Source organism: Emergencia sp. JLR.KK010, from assembly GCF_037018265.1.
In the GTDB taxonomy this organism is placed as follows: domain Bacteria; phylum Bacillota; class Clostridia; order Peptostreptococcales; family Anaerovoracaceae; genus Senimuribacter; species Senimuribacter intestinalis.
Genome location: NZ_CP143550.1, coordinates 413309 through 431230 on the forward strand (window position 1 = coordinate 413309; position 17922 = coordinate 431230).

Genomic DNA, 17922 nt, shown 5'->3' on the forward strand with positions numbered 1-17922 from the left:
TATACCATTCTTCTGGAGGTTGCACATGGCATTTGGATTATTTAAGAAAAAACATACCGCAGATATTATCTATATGAACGGACACGTCTATACCCAGGACCCCGCGTTTCCGTGGGCAAGCGCTGTTGCCTGCAAAGACGGCAAAGTCCTCGCCGTAGGCGATTTTGAGGGGATGGACGAAATTGTATCTTCCGACACCCAGGTCATTGACTTAAAAGAGCAGTACTTGTTCCCGGGTTTCATGGAGGTACACAATACGGATATCCTGAAAGCTTTTGAGGACATGTATCTGGAAATCGACCCGGTATGGGATCTGGACACTGTTTTAGAGGAAGTCGCCGCTTATGCTGAAAATACGGATCGCGATATCATCTTTGCATACGGCTACAACGAAAACATTCTCGCTGACTATGAAGAAGCTGAGGAAGTGCAGGGACTTTTGGACGAGATTACGCAGGACAAGCCGGTGCTGCTTCTTGGAACCAGTGGTGTGCACTGCTGGTTCAACTCTCTGGCAATGGATATGGTCAGCGAATCTGCGGAGGAAGACGGCATGCAGTACATTTCTGCAGACTATGTGCTAAGCGTGCTGAGTCCTCTCGATTTTGAAGAGGTGGAGGCTGCGGTGATTGCGTCCTCTGGCGCACTCTGCGACAGAGGCATTACTTCAATCTTTCCGCTCAATACCCCAGACTATTTCCAGCACCTTTATCGGGACTGTCTGGTTGCCCTCATCGGTGAGAGTATACCTGTCAAACAGCGGCTGTTTTCCAGTCTCTACATCAACCGCCCTATTGCACCGGAACTGATTTTACACAAGCTGACCGCCGGAAAAACCGCATGCATTGAGCTGGACAACCTGATTACCTATGACTTCCTGAAGCTGGAAGTCTGCGACGACGAAAATCTCGCCTTTTTCTCAGAGGATGCGCTGAAGACCATCTGTCAGGCAGTCTGCGACAAAGGCTACAATATTCACTTGGACGCACTGGATCAGACTTCTATAGAAAAAGCCCGTGCTGCCTTTGTTTTCCTGCGCTCAAAGGGCTGCAAGCATAACACCCTGGTGCTGGCGGCGGACAATGCGGTTTCTAATTCTGAAGTAAATTCTACAGAGGAAGGATTCCTGACTACCTGGTCTACGGACTGCCTGAATCAGTCTGTTTATTCCCATGTAGGAAGTGTTTCTGAAGCAGTCGACATGCTGACTGTCGGCGCTGCCGAGCTTTTGGGCTGCGGCAAAGAGTACGGCAGTATCGAGCAAGGAAAACGTGCTGACTTCACTGTCTTTTCAGAAAATCCATTTGAAAAAAGTGTGCAGTACTTTTCTTCCATGCATGCTTCTATGACAATTGTCGACAGCCAAGTGGTCTACGATCTGGAAACTGCCTGCGATAACGAAATGTATGACCTTCTAGTCACAATGCGCTTATAAATTTAGGAGTTTTGTGGTAGAATATAGATAATAACACTAAATCCATAGGGCAATCCCAAAGGAGACTTCATGAACAAGAGTAAATTTATCTGTTTGACCCTGTGTCTGACTTTGTTTGCTGCTGTCTTATGCACAACCAGCTGCGAAAATAAAGGCGACACTGCAGAAATTATCCATCCGATTACAATCACCATCAGCATTGACTATCCAAAAAAATCGGAACTCCCTGACATCGAAACCACTGCTTTTAAAATCGAAGAAAATTCCTCTGTGTTGGAGGCAATTCAGATTTACTGCAACGTCAACGACATGTCAGTTAATGTAGAAACTACCGATGGAACAATCGTAGGCATTAATGACCTAAACAATGGGGATTTTCATCCGAACAGAATCTGGCAGTACAAAGTCAACGGACAGCTGTGCGCCGATTCTGCCGGCGACTATGTCCTGCAGGACGGCGATGTGCTGGAATGGGTTTATAAGAAAATAGATTGATGTAGATTAATGCAAATTAACAGCCGGAGCTAAATGCTCCGGCCGTTTCTTTCCTTTCACTCAGTCTCCACGTCTCTCCTACACTGCAAGACTGTAGAATCTGTCTCTATGCATATTTTGAAGAATTATGTCGATAATATGCACAACCGTATGCATATTTTTAAAGAAAATGCCTTTAATATGCATATTTGTCTTATAAAAACCGAAAAAAGCTGCCGAAAGAACAGTAAAATTTTCATCCAGCAGCTTTATTTGTACATATTTTGAGGATTTTTTCAAAAAATATGTAGAGTATCGTGCATATTTCGGAGATTTTTCTCGAAAATATGCAATTTGTAATTCTTCACTTTATATTGCACAAAGGCTGTTTTATCAGCGCTATTGTAACCTGCTCTCAGTCTCTCAAACACCCAACAGGTACCACATATACACCGTCTTTTCTCTGATATGCAAACTCCCCCCTCGTAAGAACCATCAAAAAAGTTGGTTCTTCAAGTTTACTTCCTTTTCCACTCTGGTTATATCTCTGAACCAGCGCCTTTAACTCCAAGAGATGTGCCGCTAAAATTCTTGTAAGATATTGATTTTTCATGCTTTCGCCTCAATTCAAGTCTGCTCTAATGTCTCTCCAAGGCGGTGGAAAATACCACCTGGGTTTCGGTCTTCCCGAAAACCTGCAGTTTGCCAAGGAACTCGTCCAAAAGGCTGGTGGAGGAAAACACTACCTTCAAAATCATAGAATAGGGGCCCGTGATGTGGTTGCATTCCAACACGCTCTTTTCTGACTTGACAAAATCATAGAATTTCGGGCAGTCCTCCGGCTCCACAGTAATCATGATAAACGCCTTAATTCCGTAGCCCAGTTTCTCCAAATCCAAATTGGCGTGATATCCTTTAATATATCCGTCCTTTTCCAATTTATCAATTCGGGCAGAAACCGCCGGCGTTGTCAGATATACCAGAGCTGACAGTTCCTTCATCGGCGTGCGTGCATTTTTTCTAAGCTGATTTAAAATCTTGATATCGATATCGTCTAAGTTTCTCATAAAACCCTGCCTTCGTCAAATTTCAATACTAACTATACCACAACTCCACAAAAAACAGAACCCAAAAGTTAAAAAACTTTTTAGGTTCTGCTTTTTGATTATTAGGAACTATTATTATGCTTTGGTGATTGCTTCTTTAATTTTTGCAGGCATTACTCTGCATTCGTCTTCTGTGTTGGAAGCCACGGAAACACGAATTCCTCTGCCCATTGGAATACAGAAAATATCCATTTCCTGCAGCAGTTCTCCTGCTGCCTCCGGTTTCTCACAAGGAATTGTGATGAAAAATCCACTGTCATACGGGCAGGCAGTCAGACCTGCTTTTTCTGCCTCTTCCATAAAAATGGCGCCGCGTCTTCTGAGAATCTGCAGATAATGTTCTCTTTCTTCAGTCACCTTCGCCATCAACGCTGGGTCTTCCACGATATTTGCCAGCACCTTCATAGCAGCTCTGTTGCCGTTAGACCAGGATGCTCTGCATTCCACGCTCATCACATCCACAAATTCCTTTGCAACTTCAGCAGTCTGCGCCATGCAAAGGAGCGCGCCGCAGCGCATGCCGTACATTGTATAGCCTTTGGAAGCACTGAATGCAATCAGCGGCAGAATGTGCGCAGGAAGACCTGCCAGTTTCTTTAAGAAAAATCTATATTCTACTGCGTCACCGGAGAAATCCAGATATGCGATATCAACAAGGAGTGCAATCTTCTTACCTTTACCTTCATACGTATCAAGCACAGCCAGCACCTGATTCCAGTCTTCCTCCGTGAAAGTATAGCCAGTTGGGTTGTGCGCTGGTGTATTGATGATAATCAGCGTTTCATCCTGCTCTGCTAAAATAGCGGCAAGTTCTGTCTCAAAAGACTTGCTGTCAAATTTCAGTTTTTCATTGAAAAGACGATAAGTAGAAACGCTGCGGCCGATTTCTGATGCTATCAGATTATATGGATTCCAGTGCCAATCACTGACCAAAATTTTATCTCCGAAAGCTGTATATGCGGAAATGGCATTTCTGATGGAACCGGTACCGCCCGGCGTATAACAGCTTTCTACGAATACCCCCTCCGGCATATCGTCTAGGAAAACAGCCTTTTTTACTGCTTCTCTATATTCAGGCAATCCCAGAATCGGTGCGTAAGCTGCATAGTCTTCCGGCTGCAGACTGCGGATACATTCCATAACCGACTCCAGCACAACCAACTTTCCTTCATCGTTAAGCAGTACACCGATGGTGGAATCGATTACGTTCTCTTTTCCTTTTTCTGCAATTCTTGCTTTTGCTTTGGAAGAAACTCCGAAAAGCTTATCTGGCGCTCCGATGGTTTTTCTTCCGTTTTGCTGTGCCATAATCATTTCGCACATACCTCCTAAAAATTTCTATCTTTATTATTTGCTTTCTATGTTATACCGGATAGGCTCTGTTTGTCAAATCATATTTATCCGGATCGATTTTATGCGCCTTTGCGTCTCTGTATTTGAAGTACTCCGTTGCCACCTTCGGAAACAGTGCGTAAGACAGTACATCTTCGTCCTGCGTTTTAAACACGGAAATTTCTTTTTCCAAAGTTTCCAGCTCTGGTTCCAGCAGATCCGCCGGACGGCAGGTAATCGGCTCAGCATCACCAATAGCCTTTTTCTGCACTTCCGGATTAAACGGCTTTACAGTCTTACCATATTCACCACGTAGGATTGCCTTCGTTTCCTGAGACATGATTTTATAGCGCTCGCCGGTCAGCACGTTGAGCACCGCCTGGGTACCCACAATCTGTGAGGACGGCGTTACCAGCGGCGGTTCGCCGAGATCGGCACGCACCCTTGGAATTTCTTCCAGCACTTCATAAAATCTATCTTCTGCCCCCTGTTCCTTCAGCTGAGAAACCAGATTGGACAGCATGCCGCCCGGCACCTGATAAAGCAGCGTCTTTACATCAACTGTCAGCATTTTCGGATCAAGCAGTCCGCTGGCAATGGAACTGTCACGAAGAGGTCTGAAATAGTCTGCAATCTCTGCCAAAAGATTTTGATCAAGTCCTGTGTCGTAAGGTGTTCCTGCAAAAGTTGCCACCATAACCTCGGTTGCCGGCTGACTGGTTCCCATAGAGAATGGGGAAATTGCTGTATCAATCACATCGCAGCCAGCTTCTACACCTTTTACATAAGTAATCGGTGCAACGCCGCTAGTGCAGTGACTGTGCAGAGAGATGGGAACTTTCACCTGGGTTTTCAGTTCTCTTACCAGGCGGTCAGCCATATCCGGGGTTAAAATGCCTGCCATATCCTTGATGCAGATAGAATCTGCACCCAGGCTTTCCATATCTGAGGCGAGTTTTTTCCAATAATCTAGTGTGTACGCACTGCCAGTAGTGTAAGACATTGCAAGCTGCACATTGCCGCCTTCTTTTTTTGCGGCACGCACAGCTGTCTCCACATTGCGCAAGTCGTTAAATGCGTCAAAAATTCGCAAAATATCAATGCCGTTTGCAATGGATTTCTGTACAAAGTATTCCACTACATCATCAGCATAATGTCTATATCCGAGGATATTCTGTCCGCGAAACAGCATCTGCAGTTTACTGTTTTTAAGTCTGCGACGCAGCGTTCTAAGGCGCTGCCACGGATCTTCGTTTAAGAACCGAAGAGAAGCATCGTAAGTCGCACCACCCCAGCATTCAATAGAGTGATATCCAACCTGATCCATCTTTTCCAGAATTGGAATCATATCCTCTGTTTTCATTCTTGTTGCTATGAGAGACTGATGTGCGTCTCTCAAAACGGTCTCGGTTATTTTTAACTTTTTATTATTCATGTTATTACTCCTTTATACGCCGAAGATTGCCATAAATACGCCTGCAGCAACAGCAGTGCCGATTACGCCTGCCACGTTAGGCCCCATAGCGTGCATCAGCAGGAAGTTGGTCGGATCTTCCTCTGCGCCGACTTTCTGGGATACGCGGGCTGCCATCGGCACAGCGGAAACTCCTGCGGAGCCGATGAGCGGGTTGATTTTACCGCCGGAAATCTTACACATCAGTTTTCCAAAGAGTACGCCAGCTGCTGTACCAAAGCAGAAGGCTGCAAGCCCTATGCCCACGATTTTCAGCGTGCTCCAGTTGAGGAAAGCCTCTGCGCTGGTGGTTGCTCCCACGGAAGTTCCAAGCAATATAACGACGATATACATCAGTGCATTGGACGCTGTGTCAGTCAGCTGTCTTACAACGCCGCTTTCTCTAAAGAGATTTCCCAGCATCAGCATACCTACGAGCGGCGTAGTGGACGGCAGAAGGCCGCACACTACGATGGTAACCACAATAGGAAAAAGAATTTTCTCTCTTTTGGAGACCGGACGAAGCTGTTCCATTTTAATGGAACGCTCTTCCTTTGTGGTCAAAGCTCGCATAATAGGAGGCTGGATGATTGGAACCAGTGACATATAGGAATATGCTGCTACGGCAATAGGCCCCATGATGTCAGTCTGGTGCAGTTTCATCGCTAAAAATATAGAAGTCGGGCCGTCGGCTCCGCCAATAATAGCGATTGCCGCTGCCGCCATATCGTTGAATCCGATAAGCATGGCGAGCATGTATGCGCCAAAGATTCCAAATTGTGCCGCCGCACCAAGCAGAAAACTCTTTGGGTTTGCAATCAGCGGCCCGAAGTCTGTCATTGCGCCAACGCCCAGGAAAATGAGTGATGGCAAAATCGTCCACTCATCTAGCAGATAAAAGTAGTGGAGCAGTCCTCCCTCTTCCATGATGGGAGGATAAATATTGACAAGCAGCATGCCGAAGGAAATCGGCAGCAGCAGAAGCGGTTCGTACTGCTTGGCAATCGCTAAGTATAAGAATCCACATGCAACCGCAAGCATTAGCAGATTGCCTATGGTCAAATCGAAAAAGGCAGTCTGATGGATTAAATTTCCTAAAGTTGTGATAATATATTCCATGTTTTTCCCCTAAGTTTATGCAATGGTTGCTACACTCTGTCCGGATTCTACGCTGTCTCCCTCTGCAGCGGTAATGGAGGTGAGCTGACCGTCTTTTGGCGCTACTACTGGAATTTCCATCTTCATCGCTTCCAGAATCAGAATAGTATCACCTTTTTTCAGGTTATCGCCCACTTTTGCAGAGATTTTCCATACCTTTCCTGCAGTTCCTGTAGTAACAGCTTCACCCTCACCTTCGGCAGCGGCTGTCTGCACAGGCGCAGCAGGTGCAGGCGCAGCAGCAGACGCTGCTGGCTGCGCGGCAGGTGCTCCCGCCCCCTTTTTCTCTACTTCTACCTCGTATGTCACTCCATTGACTTTAATGATATATGTTTCCATAGTTTTCCTCTCTTACTTTCCTCTTCTCTTTATAGATCGAACAATATATGCGCCATCGGCTTCATTCTCAAAAGATGCTCCGCCATTTTCTGCGGCTTTTGCTGCTGCAATAGCCGCCGTAATGACTGCAATTAAAGCGCCGTCATCTTTGCCGTCTGCAGCAGTTGCAGGACTGCTTGCTGCATCCGTCTTTGCCGCCTCTTCTTTCTGTTTCTTAGAGGCACCCGGCTGCGGTATGAACTTGAACAGGGAAATAATGCAGCTGATTAAAACCAGCATGACGAATACGGTGCCCATACCAAGCAGCGTATTCATTCCCGCTTTCGATAATATTTCTGTAATTGTCATTGACTGCCTCCCTAATACAAATTAGCAAAGGTCTCAAAAGCGCCAACCAGATATTTTCTGCTGTCCGCCGGGTCAATTACTTTATCGACATAATCATGTCTTGCCAGTGCTCTTGCCCCGCTATGGCTCTTCTCATAGTCAGCAATGCGCTGCTCTATCATCGTGGAATCTGCCTGTGGGTAAAGAATTTCAACGGCCTGTTTTGCATTAATCAGGTTTACTTTTGCGCCGTCCCACATAAATACATAGTCAGCACCCAGTCCTTTACTGTTCATGATACTGTAAGCGCTTCCGTAAATTTCTCCTGTAATCAGATTTACTTTCGGCGCCTTCGCCTTCGTCAGAGCCCTAATCATTCGACCGGCTGCCTTCGGCAGATAGATTTCCTGTTCCTCCGATGTGTCGAAGCCTTCTGTATCGGTTAGGGTCAAAATCGGGAAGGAGAATTTATCGCACAGTTCTATAAAAGTTGCCGCCTTATCAAAGCCTTCAGCACTGATTCTTCTCATACCTGACTTGGATTTCTGGTTTGCAATCGCACCGATTACTATACCGTCCAGCATGATAAATCCGGTTACCATATCCTCGCCGCAGTCTCTTCTGGTTTCAAAGAAAAAGCCGTTATCGGATATCTCCTTCAAAATCGCTCTGCCGTCACCACTCAGCCCAGCCAGATTCGGACAAAGTCTGTTCAAATCGTCGTTGCAAGGCTTCTGCCGCGGCTTTCTTTCTGTATTCGCCGGAATCAGCGTGTGTACCAGCGTCCGAATGGAGTCCTTTATTTCATCAAAGCTCATACTTGCGTCAGTGAAGTCCGCCTGGTCTACAATTTCGTCAAAACTACGGTCGATGGAACTTGCCGAATTTACGAAAAGCTGTCCGTGTTCTTTTTCAACAAAGACGAAGTCCGCCATGTTTGCTGCGATGGACATGCCGCCGCCACACATACCGACTACCGCCATAATCTGAGGAATCAAATCTGAAGCCTGCGCCTGCAAAGCATAAAGTCTCGCAAATTTGTCCAGACTGTCAAGACCTTCTTCAATACGGAACCCATGACAGTCCAAAAGCCCGATAATCGGTGCTTTTGCTTTCATAGCAAGCTGATAGAGCCTGTTGATTTTCTGTCCGTGCATTTCACCATAAGTGCCGCCCAGCACTTCCACATCCTGACTGAATATATAAACCAGCTGTCCGTCGATGGTGCCGTATCCTGTGATAACACCATCAGATGGTTTGTCCTGCGTATCCGGCGTATAAAAATCGGTCAGTCTTGCAGTAACCGCCTCTCCGATTTCCATAAAGCTGCCCGGATCCAAAATCTGACAAATCATTTTCTGTGCACCGGTAAATTCTTTTTTATTGCTCACGATTTTATTTCCCCATCTTTCTTTTGGAATTTTTTCTTTATTCTATATAGCAGGCACCCCAATTGCAATACTTCAAAAAAAGTACTTGATTTTTTAAGAATGCCGCTACTTTCAGTTAATTTTTTTAATTTTTCCAGAAGAATAATTTAAAATCCATATTCACCTCTCCATAGCTATGGTATAATGAACGCATGTAATTGAATCGGCGTTGCCGCAATGTCGCGTTCATTGAATCACGCCTTCCGATTCTACTTTCAGCGGTATCGGCATGGTATAATGAACGCATGTAATTGAATCGGCGTTGCCGCAATCAAAATGCAAAAGGAGTTACTATGGCTTTCAAAACGAATCCCCGTCTGCTATTAGTTGCAGACCACTTCTTCACATTACGCACTTTAGAGGAACAACTTCGGTCTTTTCTTCCAAAAGAAGTTTCTATCACCTTATACAATGTCTCCGCAGGAGATTCTACTGTCCTTAGCGGACAGTACTTTGGTGTTTTTTCCGGCGAAAAAGTTTACCAGCAATTTCTTGACAGTGGGCTTTCGGATTATCTGGAAGAAACTTTAGTCGGCAGCCGTACCATTACCAGCCACAAGCTGGACAAGATTCTTTTCCTGCCTCGCGATCGGGAAATCCTCGTCGTCATGGAATCCCGCACTTCCGCCGAGGAAGTCATCAGCGATTTGCAGAGAAGCGGCTTTAACTTTTATCAGTTCGTACCATACTCACCAGACTGCGATTTTTCCGCAAAAGCAAGGCCTATCGCGATTACTGCCGATGCCATGATTCACGTGCCTGCCGGCGTTGAAAACGTCTACAATATCGGCGCAAAAATTTTCGATTTTTCCACCATCATACAAATTATGGATTCCTATCATTTGCTGGAATCCAACCTGCAATCCTACGCAAAGCAGTATCTGGACGACCTCTTAATCTTTGCAAGACGAATCTCCGATGCTGCCAACGAAGCGGGCAAAACTTCCAAGGCAGTGCGCACCGCTCTTTGCGGACCTAATTGCTATGCAAAATATAAATTCCGAGACATTATTGGGCAAAGTCCTTGCATTTCCAAGGTGAAATCTACCGCCGAAAAAATTGCTGCCACAGATATGTCTGTTCTCATTGAGGGCGACAGCGGGACCGGAAAGTCTATCTTTGCAAGCGCAATTCACCACGCTTCCGCAAGACAAGGTGCACCTTTTGTTTCCATCAACTTTGCTGCGCTGTCTGACGCCCAAATCGAGACAGAACTTTTTGGCTGCGAAGAAGACGGCACAATCGGGCTTTTTCAGCTGGCAGAAGGCGGCAGCATTTTCCTCGATGAAATAGACGAAGCCTCCCTGAAAGTGCAAGCCCAGATTCTTCAAATCATGCAGACTGGCGAAATCATAAAAACCGGCGGCAAGCGTCACTTCCCCGTCGACGTCCGTATCATTGCCGCCACCAATTGCAACTTAGAAGAAATGACTGCAGAAAAAACTTTTCGTAAAGATTTGTTCTACCGCTTAAAAGAAGGCTATCTTTATCTACCGCCCCTTTCTCAGCATAAGGAAGATATTCCCCTTCTCGTTACCCACTGGATGAACACCCTGTTCTGCATCAACAAGGAAATCACGCCTCTTGCCATGGAGGCTCTGATGCAAAGGGAGTGGCAGGGCAATATTCGCGAGCTTTTTGCCACCATTAAATTTACTCTTGCGGTCTGCGAAAGCGATACCATCACGCCCGAGGATTTTCCCTATGATAGTGCCTCCACTGCTGAAAGCGGATTCCACTTTGCTTCTGCTGAAAAAACTGATGATATCTCTAAGCTTATTTTGTCTGCCATTCGGGAAATTAACCAAAGAAGCGAAATTGCCGGCAGAAGCCGAATTTACTGGTTTCTCCATGATGCCGGCTACGGCATATCCGAATACAAAATCCGCAAATATATTTCCATGCTAGCTGAGCAGGGGCTAATTTCTGCAACCCATGGAAAGTACGGCATGTCCCTGACCGACAAGGGGCTGATGATTTTAGAAAGCCGAAAATAGATTTAGTGTTGTCTTGGTGCCCGCTATGCATATTTCTTGAAAAAGCATCAAAAATATGCACACATTCCTGCATATTTTTCTAAAAAACTCAAAATTTACGCACAAAAAACGCTATCAGACAGGTTTCCAACCCGGACTGGCAGCATTGCCTGCCTGCCGTTTAAAATACCTTTCGGATTGCCACAACCAGTCCTGCACGACCATTTCCATCATCGTTTTGATAAATGCTTATTCGTTACGTTGATAATTATCAAGCATGCTGCTGTGAAATACGTTGTAACGATGGCGGGAAACTTCCATTTTTAATTTACCAATACGGGTGGTAATGTATTTTGGGGCGGATTCCGTTTCCATAATCAGTGCGTTCAGTACTTCTCATAGGTGCCGGCTTGTAATTTTTCAGCAGATTCTGCTTGAAGAAACTGGTTAAGTAAACATTCCATAAGTTCTCCAAAAGCTTCTTCTCTACTAAAAAAAAGACCTACAAAAACTCCTGATTTAGTGCAAAATTAAGTTGAGCCATATTGAACCTCCATTTAGTTATTCGTGTTTTGTTTTTTATATTTTAACCGAATGGTGAACACTTGTGGCTCTTTTTTATTTTTCTAATTTACACCAGTTTACAGACTTAATCCCTTTATTCTATCCCTTCTTTCCAAATTTACACAAATAAAAATCCGCCCCTTTCATCGCATATAACGCTAAAAAGGGGCAGATTACATGAATACCCTATATTTTTATCAATGCTTTTGATAGCTGATAAATGTACCTAGTCTGTCGTTTACAACCATTTTATGATCCACTGCTTTCTCTCCATTGATAAATACGTATTCGATGCCTTCCGGCAAAATATTCAAATCAGAAAAAGTAGCGCCGTCTTTGACGGTATCCGGATTAAATATTGTCAAATCTGCATCACAGCCGATTTCGATTCTCCCTTTATTATCCAGATTCAATCGCTTTGCCGGCTCTAAGGTCATCTTTCGAATAGCATCAATCATCGGCAGAACTTTGTCTTCTCTGACATACTTTCCGAGCACTCTCGGAAATGTGCCAGAAGCTCTTGGATGACCATTGCCGTTATTGATAATGCCGTCACTGCCCACCATTCCATTTTTATTGGCGATGGCGCCGGCAATTTCCTCTTCGTTCATGACAAATGCAACCGCAAGCATGTCAGGGTATTCTTCCCGGACTTTTTCAAAGGTCTCTTTATCACAGCGAACATCCTTGTAAGGATCGTCCGTTAGAAGTATGTCACTGTAATCCTTATGCCAGCCTTCAATGCAGCCGTCCTCAAAAACAGCAGATCCCATATGGGTAGAAAAGGCATTATACGGATAAGTATCATAATCCAGCCTCGGGTTCCTCTCCATTGCCTGGTTAATAGCATCCAATGATTCCTGCATCAACCCCATGGCGGAACAACTGGACAAATGAGAGATCTGGAATTTCATCGGAATCGCATCTGCAATTTTAATCATCTCGTAAATCGGTTCGATATCCCGCAGACAATCCTCCCTGTAGTGGGCAGATACCAGCAGGTTCGGATCATCGGTACAACCGATAGCATACAGAACTTCCTCGGTTGTAATGCCGGGATCGTATTCAATACCAAAAGAAATACCGTATGCGCCATGGCTTAGTTCTCTTCTAAGTAAGGTTCTGATCTGCTCTCTCTGCTCCTTTGTCGCAGCCTCATATCTTCCGACATTCAGCTGATAGCGGAAGGTATTATACCCTGCCAGCATAATATAATTAATCGGACACCCGCCCAGTCTATCGATAACTTCTTTAAAGTAAGCCAAGTCCTGCTTCTGCATACCGCAGTTACCGCCTACCGCCGTGGTGACTCCCATATTCAGCATCATCTGTGCAATGACATAGGTTTCCCCTTCTTGCTTAAAATCCTCCTCGTGCATATGAATATCTATAAAACCAGGAGAAACTACACTTCCAGAAGCATCGATGACATTGGCAGCTTCCGGACACGCAGATCCGATATAGGTAATCTTACCGTCAGCAACACCAATATTGCTTTTTCTCATCTCTCCGGTCGCAAAATCCGGATACTGTCCATTCTTTATCAGTAAGTCCAACATGCGCAAGCACCTCCTATGAATTTTTTTAGATTTAAAGTGTACGCCTTTATAACCTTTATACAACTTTTCTATCGTCATGCAATTGGTTTTATTTTCATCCAGTATTTTTTCAAGTTTACTGACCGCTGCGATGCTCCTGAATAGACAACACCAGGCAGATGACGATGTATATGCCTGCGAAGGGTATAGTCAATGTACAAAGAAGACCATACCAAGTCAAACTGTGTATCGCAAACATGTTGATGATCATAGTAATACCGGCAGATACAAAAAATGCCGCCTTGTTAAATCCTCTCTTAATTGCTGCAATAAAAGCGATTAGAGCCAGTGCCGGCGGCAAAAAGAACAATACATAGCCCATATTTACTTCTCCGCAAAATCCGCTTTCATAGCGTTCAGCTTTTCTTCATCACTGAAAATCTTTGCGATCTGCAGTGTGATAATTTTAGCTCCAACTACAAGACCCTGATGGGCTCGCTCACTTTTCATTGCCTCTGCAAATTCTCTGGTATGAATCGGAATATTTTCATCAACAATCTGCAGACAAGGATGGAAACCCGGGCAGGCAAAGCTGACATTTCCAGCATCGGAGGATCCGAAGATTTTATCGTGGTCTCCGTTTACTTCAATTCCCAGCTCATCATAGATTTCAGCCAGAGCCGCTGCGCCGGTAGGATTTGGTTTCATATTATCATAGATGGCTGCCGTAGGATATTTTTCCCAGGTTGTCTGGGTCGCAATAGCCGCCCCTGCAGCACAATCGTCTACCTTATCGATCAGCTTTTTCAGATAATGCTTATCCAGGGCACGAATATAAAATTCTGCTGTAACCTCTTCCGGAACAATATTCGGCGCTTCTCCTCCGTTTCTAATGATGCCGTGAAACTGCGCATCCGGTGTACTATGCTGACGCAGCATATCTACTGCGTGGAACATCAGCTGCGCTGCATTAAACGCATTTTGTCCCTCCCACGGTGCTGCTGAAGCGTGAGCTGCTTTGCCATGGAAACAGTACATGTAAGCTGCCAAGCCCTGTAATTTTGGTGTCAGCAGGCTGGTATTGTACAGATGTACCATAATTGCCATATCGTACCCATCAAAAACACCATCTTCTGCCATCTGACACTTAGCCCCGTCTGTTTCCTCCACAGGTGTGCCAATAATATGAATATCCGTGTCCAGCTCATCTTGCATCTCTTTCGTTGCCAGACCTGCAAGAATGCTAATCGAACCTGACAGGCAGTGTCCGCAGGCGTGTCCTATCTCAGGCAGAGCATCGTATTCAGTCAGAATTGCTACCTTATGCTTATGCTGGTTCTCCCCATAAATTCCCTTAAAAGCGGTATCACGCCCGGCGAAGGGATATTCCACCTGATAACCGTGAGATTGCAATAGTTTGACGATTTTCTTAGAAGTTTCATATTCCTCTCCGGAAATTTCAGGATTGTCAGCGATATTGTCATTCAGTGCGGTCAATTCTTCTCTATATTTTTCAATTTCAGAAAAAATTCTCTCTTTTAATTCACTGTAATTCATTTTATCTCCTCTTAGGAAAAAGGGCATATCATCCAATATGCCCTTTCTTCTGTAAACATTTTTTAAAATGGTCCTAACTGCATTGCCTGTGCAATGACGATAAAAATTGCACCTAACAGATATTCTAATCCAATTAAAGGTAGAATCCACTTAGCCCATTTGCTCCAAGGCACTTTTGCAATAGCCAGTCCAGCCATAAAATAGCCGGAGGTTGGTGTGAAGATATTAGAGATACCATCACCCATCTGGAATGCGAGGCAAGCAGTCTGTCTTGTTACGCCTACCAGATCACCCAAAGGAGCCATAATCGGCATAGAAACAGCAGCCTGTCCGGAACCTGAAGGCACAATGAAGTTGAGTAGGCACTGGAAAATGTACATTCCGACAGCAGATACCATCGAAGGTAGTTTGCTCAGTCCAGAAGCAGCAGCCTGCAGAATCGTATGTAAAATCTGTCCATCATTCATCACGACCAAAATACCTCTTGCAAAGCCTACAACCAGTGCGCCGGAAGCGATGTCAGCCATGCCTTTTCCCAGTACATTTGCATAGTTGTTGAATCCCATTCTTGCAATTGTCGCAACAATGAAAGACATGCACAGGAACAGCGCTGCAATCTCGTCCATATACCAACCATACTGAATGACACAGTAGACTAATATGATAATAGAAGCGACAAAAACAATCAAAATTGCTTTTTCCTTTCCGCCAAATTCCGGTAAGGAATCGAGATCTACAGATTCTTCTCTGGTTTTGTCAAATTCATGCATGTTGGAGAGCTGCGGATTCTTCTTAATCTTCAATGCATATCTCATAACGAATGTGACTGCCAGCAATACGAAGCAGATGTATAGAACTACTCTGAAACCCATAGCTGAAAGCGGCGGCAGGCCTGCGATACCCTGTGCAACCTGAATCGTAAACGGATTCATGAAGGCACCTGCAAATCCTGCACCGGCACCACACAGCACGATAGCCGCACCTGTGATAGAGTCAAATCCCATGGCAATACACAGTGATACGAAGATCGGAATAAACGGGATGGTCTCTTCTGCCATACCGAATACGGATCCGCAGATGGAGAACAGAACCATAATAATCGGGATGATTATAATAGACTTGTCCTTCAGCGCCTTAATCAATCTTCCCATGCCGGCTTCAATCGCTCTGGTTTCTTGTACTACAGCCATAGTTCCACCAACAATAAAGATGAAGAAGATGATCTGTGCAGACTCCTGCATACCGCGGGGTACTGCGGTCAAGAACTGCAAAAAGCTCACTGGTGTCGAATCGACATTGTGAAAAGTCTCTGCATTGACAACTTCTCTTCCGTCTTCCAGTGTCATCATGTCATATGATCCTGCTGGTATAATATACGTAAGGATACTGCATAACAAAATAAGTGCTAGCAGCAGGATGTATACATGAGGCACCGCAAATTTCTTTTTCTTTTGTTCCATTAGTTTACCTCCTTATAAAATTTATATATATTATACCCCCTCCCGACATATTTTTTCAAGTGGTTTTTAAGATATTAGGCATCTTTAATCAAAAGCTAAAACTGCATGAGCGGTAATTTACCGTCCATGCAGTTTTCAAATAATCTATAACAACGTATTTATTTTATCCTATGAATATCAATTTCCTCGTAATCACAGCCCCAGTCGCTTCCGTACAAACCGCGATCTTCGTATTCCAGCTCTCCGCACTGATTGTCGCAAGGATCTTCTCTAGGGAATTTCTTCACTGGCACCATTTCCGCCTGGAAAGAATCATTAATCGGCACTCTGAACGGATCAACATTTCCAAAGAAATAATCCCAGCGCTTCGTCTTGCCTTTTTTGTAGGCACTCCCGCCGTAGGACAGGTCTGCACCCAGCCAGCCTTTGGACGGCAGATAGAACAGCGCCCAGTCATGCTGGCCTAAACTACCCGGTTTCGTGTCAAGCCCGGACTGCCATCTTGCCGGTATGCCGCAAATTCTGCAAAGTGTAATAAACAAAAGCGCCTGAATACCACAGTCACCGCGAAGATTCACTGCGCAGTATTCGCTAAGATTGTCGATTGCCGCATAATCTCTGACAAAGCGGTAGGTCACTTTGGTTGTCACATAATCATAAATGCGTCTTGCCGTTTTCAGCAGATTGCCCGAAGGATCTTTTAAACTCTCTGCCAGGCCTCTCAGATACGGTGTGAACTGAATGTGCGCCAGCTGCTCGCAGAGATACTGGGCTTCCTCTGCTGGAATGTCGCCTTTCTCCTCACCCAGTTTCTCAATGGCTTCCCAGGAAAGGTCTACAAAATGCGTCACATGATCCAAGCTATACTCCACAGAAAATACCTGACCGGCTTTCGCTTTTTCCTCAAAGTATGCAACGGGGTGACCGTCTTCCAGAGAAGGCATTGCCTTCGGCTGCGGTGTTACGCTTATCACTTTCACATTTTTCATCTGCTGTCGTTCCACAGGAAGCGGCACGTGAATGCGCACAGGCTTTCCTTCTTCCAAGGCATCTTCATTAATCCAGACCTTCTGGCGAATATGAATATGCGCTGAAGTTTCCTGTCCATCCACTAAATTCTCAACGAGCTGGTCAACAGCCTCCACTTCCTCGGCTCTCGCCGCCTGCTTTTCATAAGCGTCGCCCTTTTCCCGAGCCTCACGCTCTTCCATTTCAGGATATACCTTAAAAAGCGTACTGCAGAAGCTTCTCAAGTAGCGCACTTCTCCATTCAAATAAATAAAATCCACTTTATTCTCAAGGCGCAGCTCATCAAGTTCCTCCGCAGTAAAAGATGGAATCCTCTCCTGCACCATTTCTAGCGCTTCCGCTTCCGTTCTGTTGTAACACTTTTCCAGATGTTCTAGATTGGTCAGTTCCAACTCCAGCCGGCAGCGCATATCATAAGTCAGTTCTCCCGCCAAACGTCTTGCAATAATTTCTCTCACGCGATCAAAATGACCACTCCACTTCTCTTTTAAAATATCCTCCGGCAAAGCTACTGCCAGATACTTCAGATCCTCGTGTTTCATTTCGTACTCAAAATGCCTCCTACTTCTTTCATGGGGTAACAAATTAAATACAGTATACCATACTTCTAAAAAATTCCTAGCAAAAGTTTTAAAAACATTCCTTCCCATGAATGCCGGGAAGCTACTGCAAAATGAATTTCGCTTCTTCCGCACCATTTATAGTAAATTAGCCTTAAATGGTGCACATACAAACGAGGTTGCC

General features: G+C 44.9%; 16 protein-coding genes. 3 read left to right on the forward strand and 13 right to left on the reverse strand.

Going from position 1 to position 17922, the window contains the following annotated elements; genetic code table 11:
- Positions 1–25: 25 nt before the first annotated feature.
- Together V1225_RS02020 and V1225_RS02025 are read left to right on the forward strand one after the other, a co-directional pair.
- Positions 26–1435 (forward strand): amidohydrolase family protein, encoded by a 1410-nt coding sequence (locus V1225_RS02020; RefSeq protein ID WP_161909369.1) that lies wholly within the window; start codon positions 26–28, stop codon positions 1433–1435.
- Positions 1436–1504: 69 nt separating this feature from the next.
- Positions 1505–1930: a DUF4430 domain-containing protein gene (locus V1225_RS02025; RefSeq protein WP_160200913.1), complete on the forward strand. Its 426-nt coding sequence runs from the start codon at positions 1505–1507 to the stop codon at positions 1928–1930.
- Between the two features lie 394 nt (positions 1931–2324).
- Here V1225_RS02025 and V1225_RS02030 read toward each other — a convergent pair whose 3' ends face one another.
- From V1225_RS02030 to V1225_RS02065, 8 genes are all read right to left on the reverse strand, one after another.
- Entirely contained in the window at positions 2325–2522 is a 198-nt protein-coding gene (locus V1225_RS02030) for a hypothetical protein (protein ID WP_160200914.1), read from the reverse strand.
- Between the two features lie 25 nt (positions 2523–2547).
- Positions 2548–2976: an Lrp/AsnC family transcriptional regulator gene (locus V1225_RS02035; protein ID WP_160200915.1), complete on the reverse strand. Its 429-nt coding sequence runs from the start codon at positions 2974–2976 to the stop codon at positions 2548–2550.
- Positions 2977–3090: 114 nt separating this feature from the next.
- The gene (locus V1225_RS02040) at positions 3091–4329 is read right to left on the reverse strand and encodes an aminotransferase class I/II-fold pyridoxal phosphate-dependent enzyme (protein WP_160200916.1); all 1239 of its coding nucleotides are present in this window, start codon (positions 4327–4329) and stop codon (positions 3091–3093) included.
- A gap of 49 nt (positions 4330–4378) precedes the next feature.
- Positions 4379–5782 (reverse strand): oxaloacetate decarboxylase subunit alpha, encoded by a 1404-nt coding sequence (locus tag V1225_RS02045; protein ID WP_160200917.1) that lies wholly within the window; start codon positions 5780–5782, stop codon positions 4379–4381.
- 12 nt (positions 5783–5794) lie between these two features.
- On the reverse strand, positions 5795–6919 hold the full coding sequence (locus tag V1225_RS02050) for a sodium ion-translocating decarboxylase subunit beta (protein ID WP_160200918.1): 1125 nt from the start codon (positions 6917–6919) through the stop codon (positions 5795–5797).
- 15 nt (positions 6920–6934) lie between these two features.
- The gene (locus V1225_RS02055) at positions 6935–7297 is read right to left on the reverse strand and encodes a biotin/lipoyl-containing protein (protein ID WP_160200919.1); all 363 of its coding nucleotides are present in this window, start codon (positions 7295–7297) and stop codon (positions 6935–6937) included.
- Between the two features lie 12 nt (positions 7298–7309).
- Positions 7310–7645 (reverse strand): OadG family protein, encoded by a 336-nt coding sequence (locus tag V1225_RS02060; protein ID WP_160200920.1) that lies wholly within the window; start codon positions 7643–7645, stop codon positions 7310–7312.
- An 11-nt stretch (positions 7646–7656) separates the two neighbouring features.
- The gene (locus V1225_RS02065) at positions 7657–9015 is read right to left on the reverse strand and encodes a carboxyl transferase domain-containing protein (RefSeq protein ID WP_160200921.1); all 1359 of its coding nucleotides are present in this window, start codon (positions 9013–9015) and stop codon (positions 7657–7659) included.
- A 332-nt stretch (positions 9016–9347) separates the two neighbouring features.
- Here V1225_RS02065 and V1225_RS02070 point away from each other — a divergent pair, with 332 nt between their 5' ends.
- Positions 9348–11051, forward strand: coding sequence for a sigma 54-interacting transcriptional regulator (locus tag V1225_RS02070; RefSeq protein ID WP_160200922.1), 1704 nt, complete (start codon positions 9348–9350; stop codon positions 11049–11051).
- A gap of 740 nt (positions 11052–11791) precedes the next feature.
- On the opposite strand, the gene V1225_RS02075 is transcribed toward V1225_RS02070, so the two are convergent.
- The 5 genes from V1225_RS02075 to V1225_RS02095 all read right to left on the reverse strand — a co-directional run bounded on the left by V1225_RS02075 (position 11792) and on the right by V1225_RS02095 (position 17720).
- Positions 11792–13153 carry an amidohydrolase family protein gene (locus V1225_RS02075; protein ID WP_251613928.1) on the reverse strand — a complete coding sequence of 454 codons (1362 nt, stop codon included), beginning with the start codon at positions 13151–13153 and terminating at the stop codon, positions 11792–11794.
- A gap of 115 nt (positions 13154–13268) precedes the next feature.
- Positions 13269–13514 (reverse strand): hypothetical protein, encoded by a 246-nt coding sequence (locus tag V1225_RS02080; RefSeq protein ID WP_160200924.1) that lies wholly within the window; start codon positions 13512–13514, stop codon positions 13269–13271.
- Between the two features lie 2 nt (positions 13515–13516).
- Positions 13517–14689, reverse strand: a complete 1173-nt coding sequence (locus tag V1225_RS02085; RefSeq protein ID WP_160200925.1) for a M20 family metallopeptidase — start codon at positions 14687–14689, stop codon at positions 13517–13519.
- Positions 14690–14751: 62 nt separating this feature from the next.
- The gene (locus V1225_RS02090; protein WP_160200926.1) at positions 14752–16149 is read right to left on the reverse strand and encodes an AbgT family transporter; all 1398 of its coding nucleotides are present in this window, start codon (positions 16147–16149) and stop codon (positions 14752–14754) included.
- A 158-nt stretch (positions 16150–16307) separates the two neighbouring features.
- Entirely contained in the window at positions 16308–17720 is a 1413-nt protein-coding gene (locus V1225_RS02095) for a transglutaminase-like domain-containing protein (RefSeq protein WP_338547470.1), read from the reverse strand.
- Positions 17721–17922: the final 202 nt, after the last annotated feature.

Excerpts from the sequence above, each read along its gene's own strand:
- V1225_RS02020 (WP_161909369.1), top strand. The coding sequence starts at position 26 with ATGGCATTTGGATTATTTAAGAAAAAACATACCGCAGATATTATCTAT.
- V1225_RS02025 (WP_160200913.1), top strand. The coding sequence starts at position 1,505 with ATGAACAAGAGTAAATTTATCTGTTTGACCCTGTGTCTGACTTTGTTT.
- V1225_RS02030 (WP_160200914.1), bottom strand. The coding sequence starts at position 2,522 with ATGAAAAATCAATATCTTACAAGAATTTTAGCGGCACATCTCTTGGAG.
- V1225_RS02035 (WP_160200915.1), bottom strand. The coding sequence starts at position 2,976 with ATGAGAAACTTAGACGATATCGATATCAAGATTTTAAATCAGCTTAGA.
- V1225_RS02040 (WP_160200916.1), bottom strand. The coding sequence starts at position 4,329 with ATGATTATGGCACAGCAAAACGGAAGAAAAACCATCGGAGCGCCAGAT.
- V1225_RS02045 (WP_160200917.1), bottom strand. The coding sequence starts at position 5,782 with ATGAATAATAAAAAGTTAAAAATAACCGAGACCGTTTTGAGAGACGCA.
- V1225_RS02050 (WP_160200918.1), bottom strand. The coding sequence starts at position 6,919 with ATGGAATATATTATCACAACTTTAGGAAATTTAATCCATCAGACTGCC.
- V1225_RS02055 (WP_160200919.1), bottom strand. The coding sequence starts at position 7,297 with ATGGAAACATATATCATTAAAGTCAATGGAGTGACATACGAGGTAGAA.
- V1225_RS02060 (WP_160200920.1), bottom strand. The coding sequence starts at position 7,645 with ATGACAATTACAGAAATATTATCGAAAGCGGGAATGAATACGCTGCTT.
- V1225_RS02070 (WP_160200922.1), top strand. The coding sequence starts at position 9,348 with ATGGCTTTCAAAACGAATCCCCGTCTGCTATTAGTTGCAGACCACTTC.
- V1225_RS02075 (WP_251613928.1), bottom strand. The coding sequence starts at position 13,153 with ATGTTGGACTTACTGATAAAGAATGGACAGTATCCGGATTTTGCGACC.
- V1225_RS02080 (WP_160200924.1), bottom strand. The coding sequence starts at position 13,514 with ATGGGCTATGTATTGTTCTTTTTGCCGCCGGCACTGGCTCTAATCGCT.
- V1225_RS02085 (WP_160200925.1), bottom strand. The coding sequence starts at position 14,689 with ATGAATTACAGTGAATTAAAAGAGAGAATTTTTTCTGAAATTGAAAAA.
- V1225_RS02090 (WP_160200926.1), bottom strand. The coding sequence starts at position 16,149 with ATGGAACAAAAGAAAAAGAAATTTGCGGTGCCTCATGTATACATCCTG.
- V1225_RS02095 (WP_338547470.1), bottom strand. The coding sequence starts at position 17,720 with ATGAAACACGAGGATCTGAAGTATCTGGCAGTAGCTTTGCCGGAGGAT.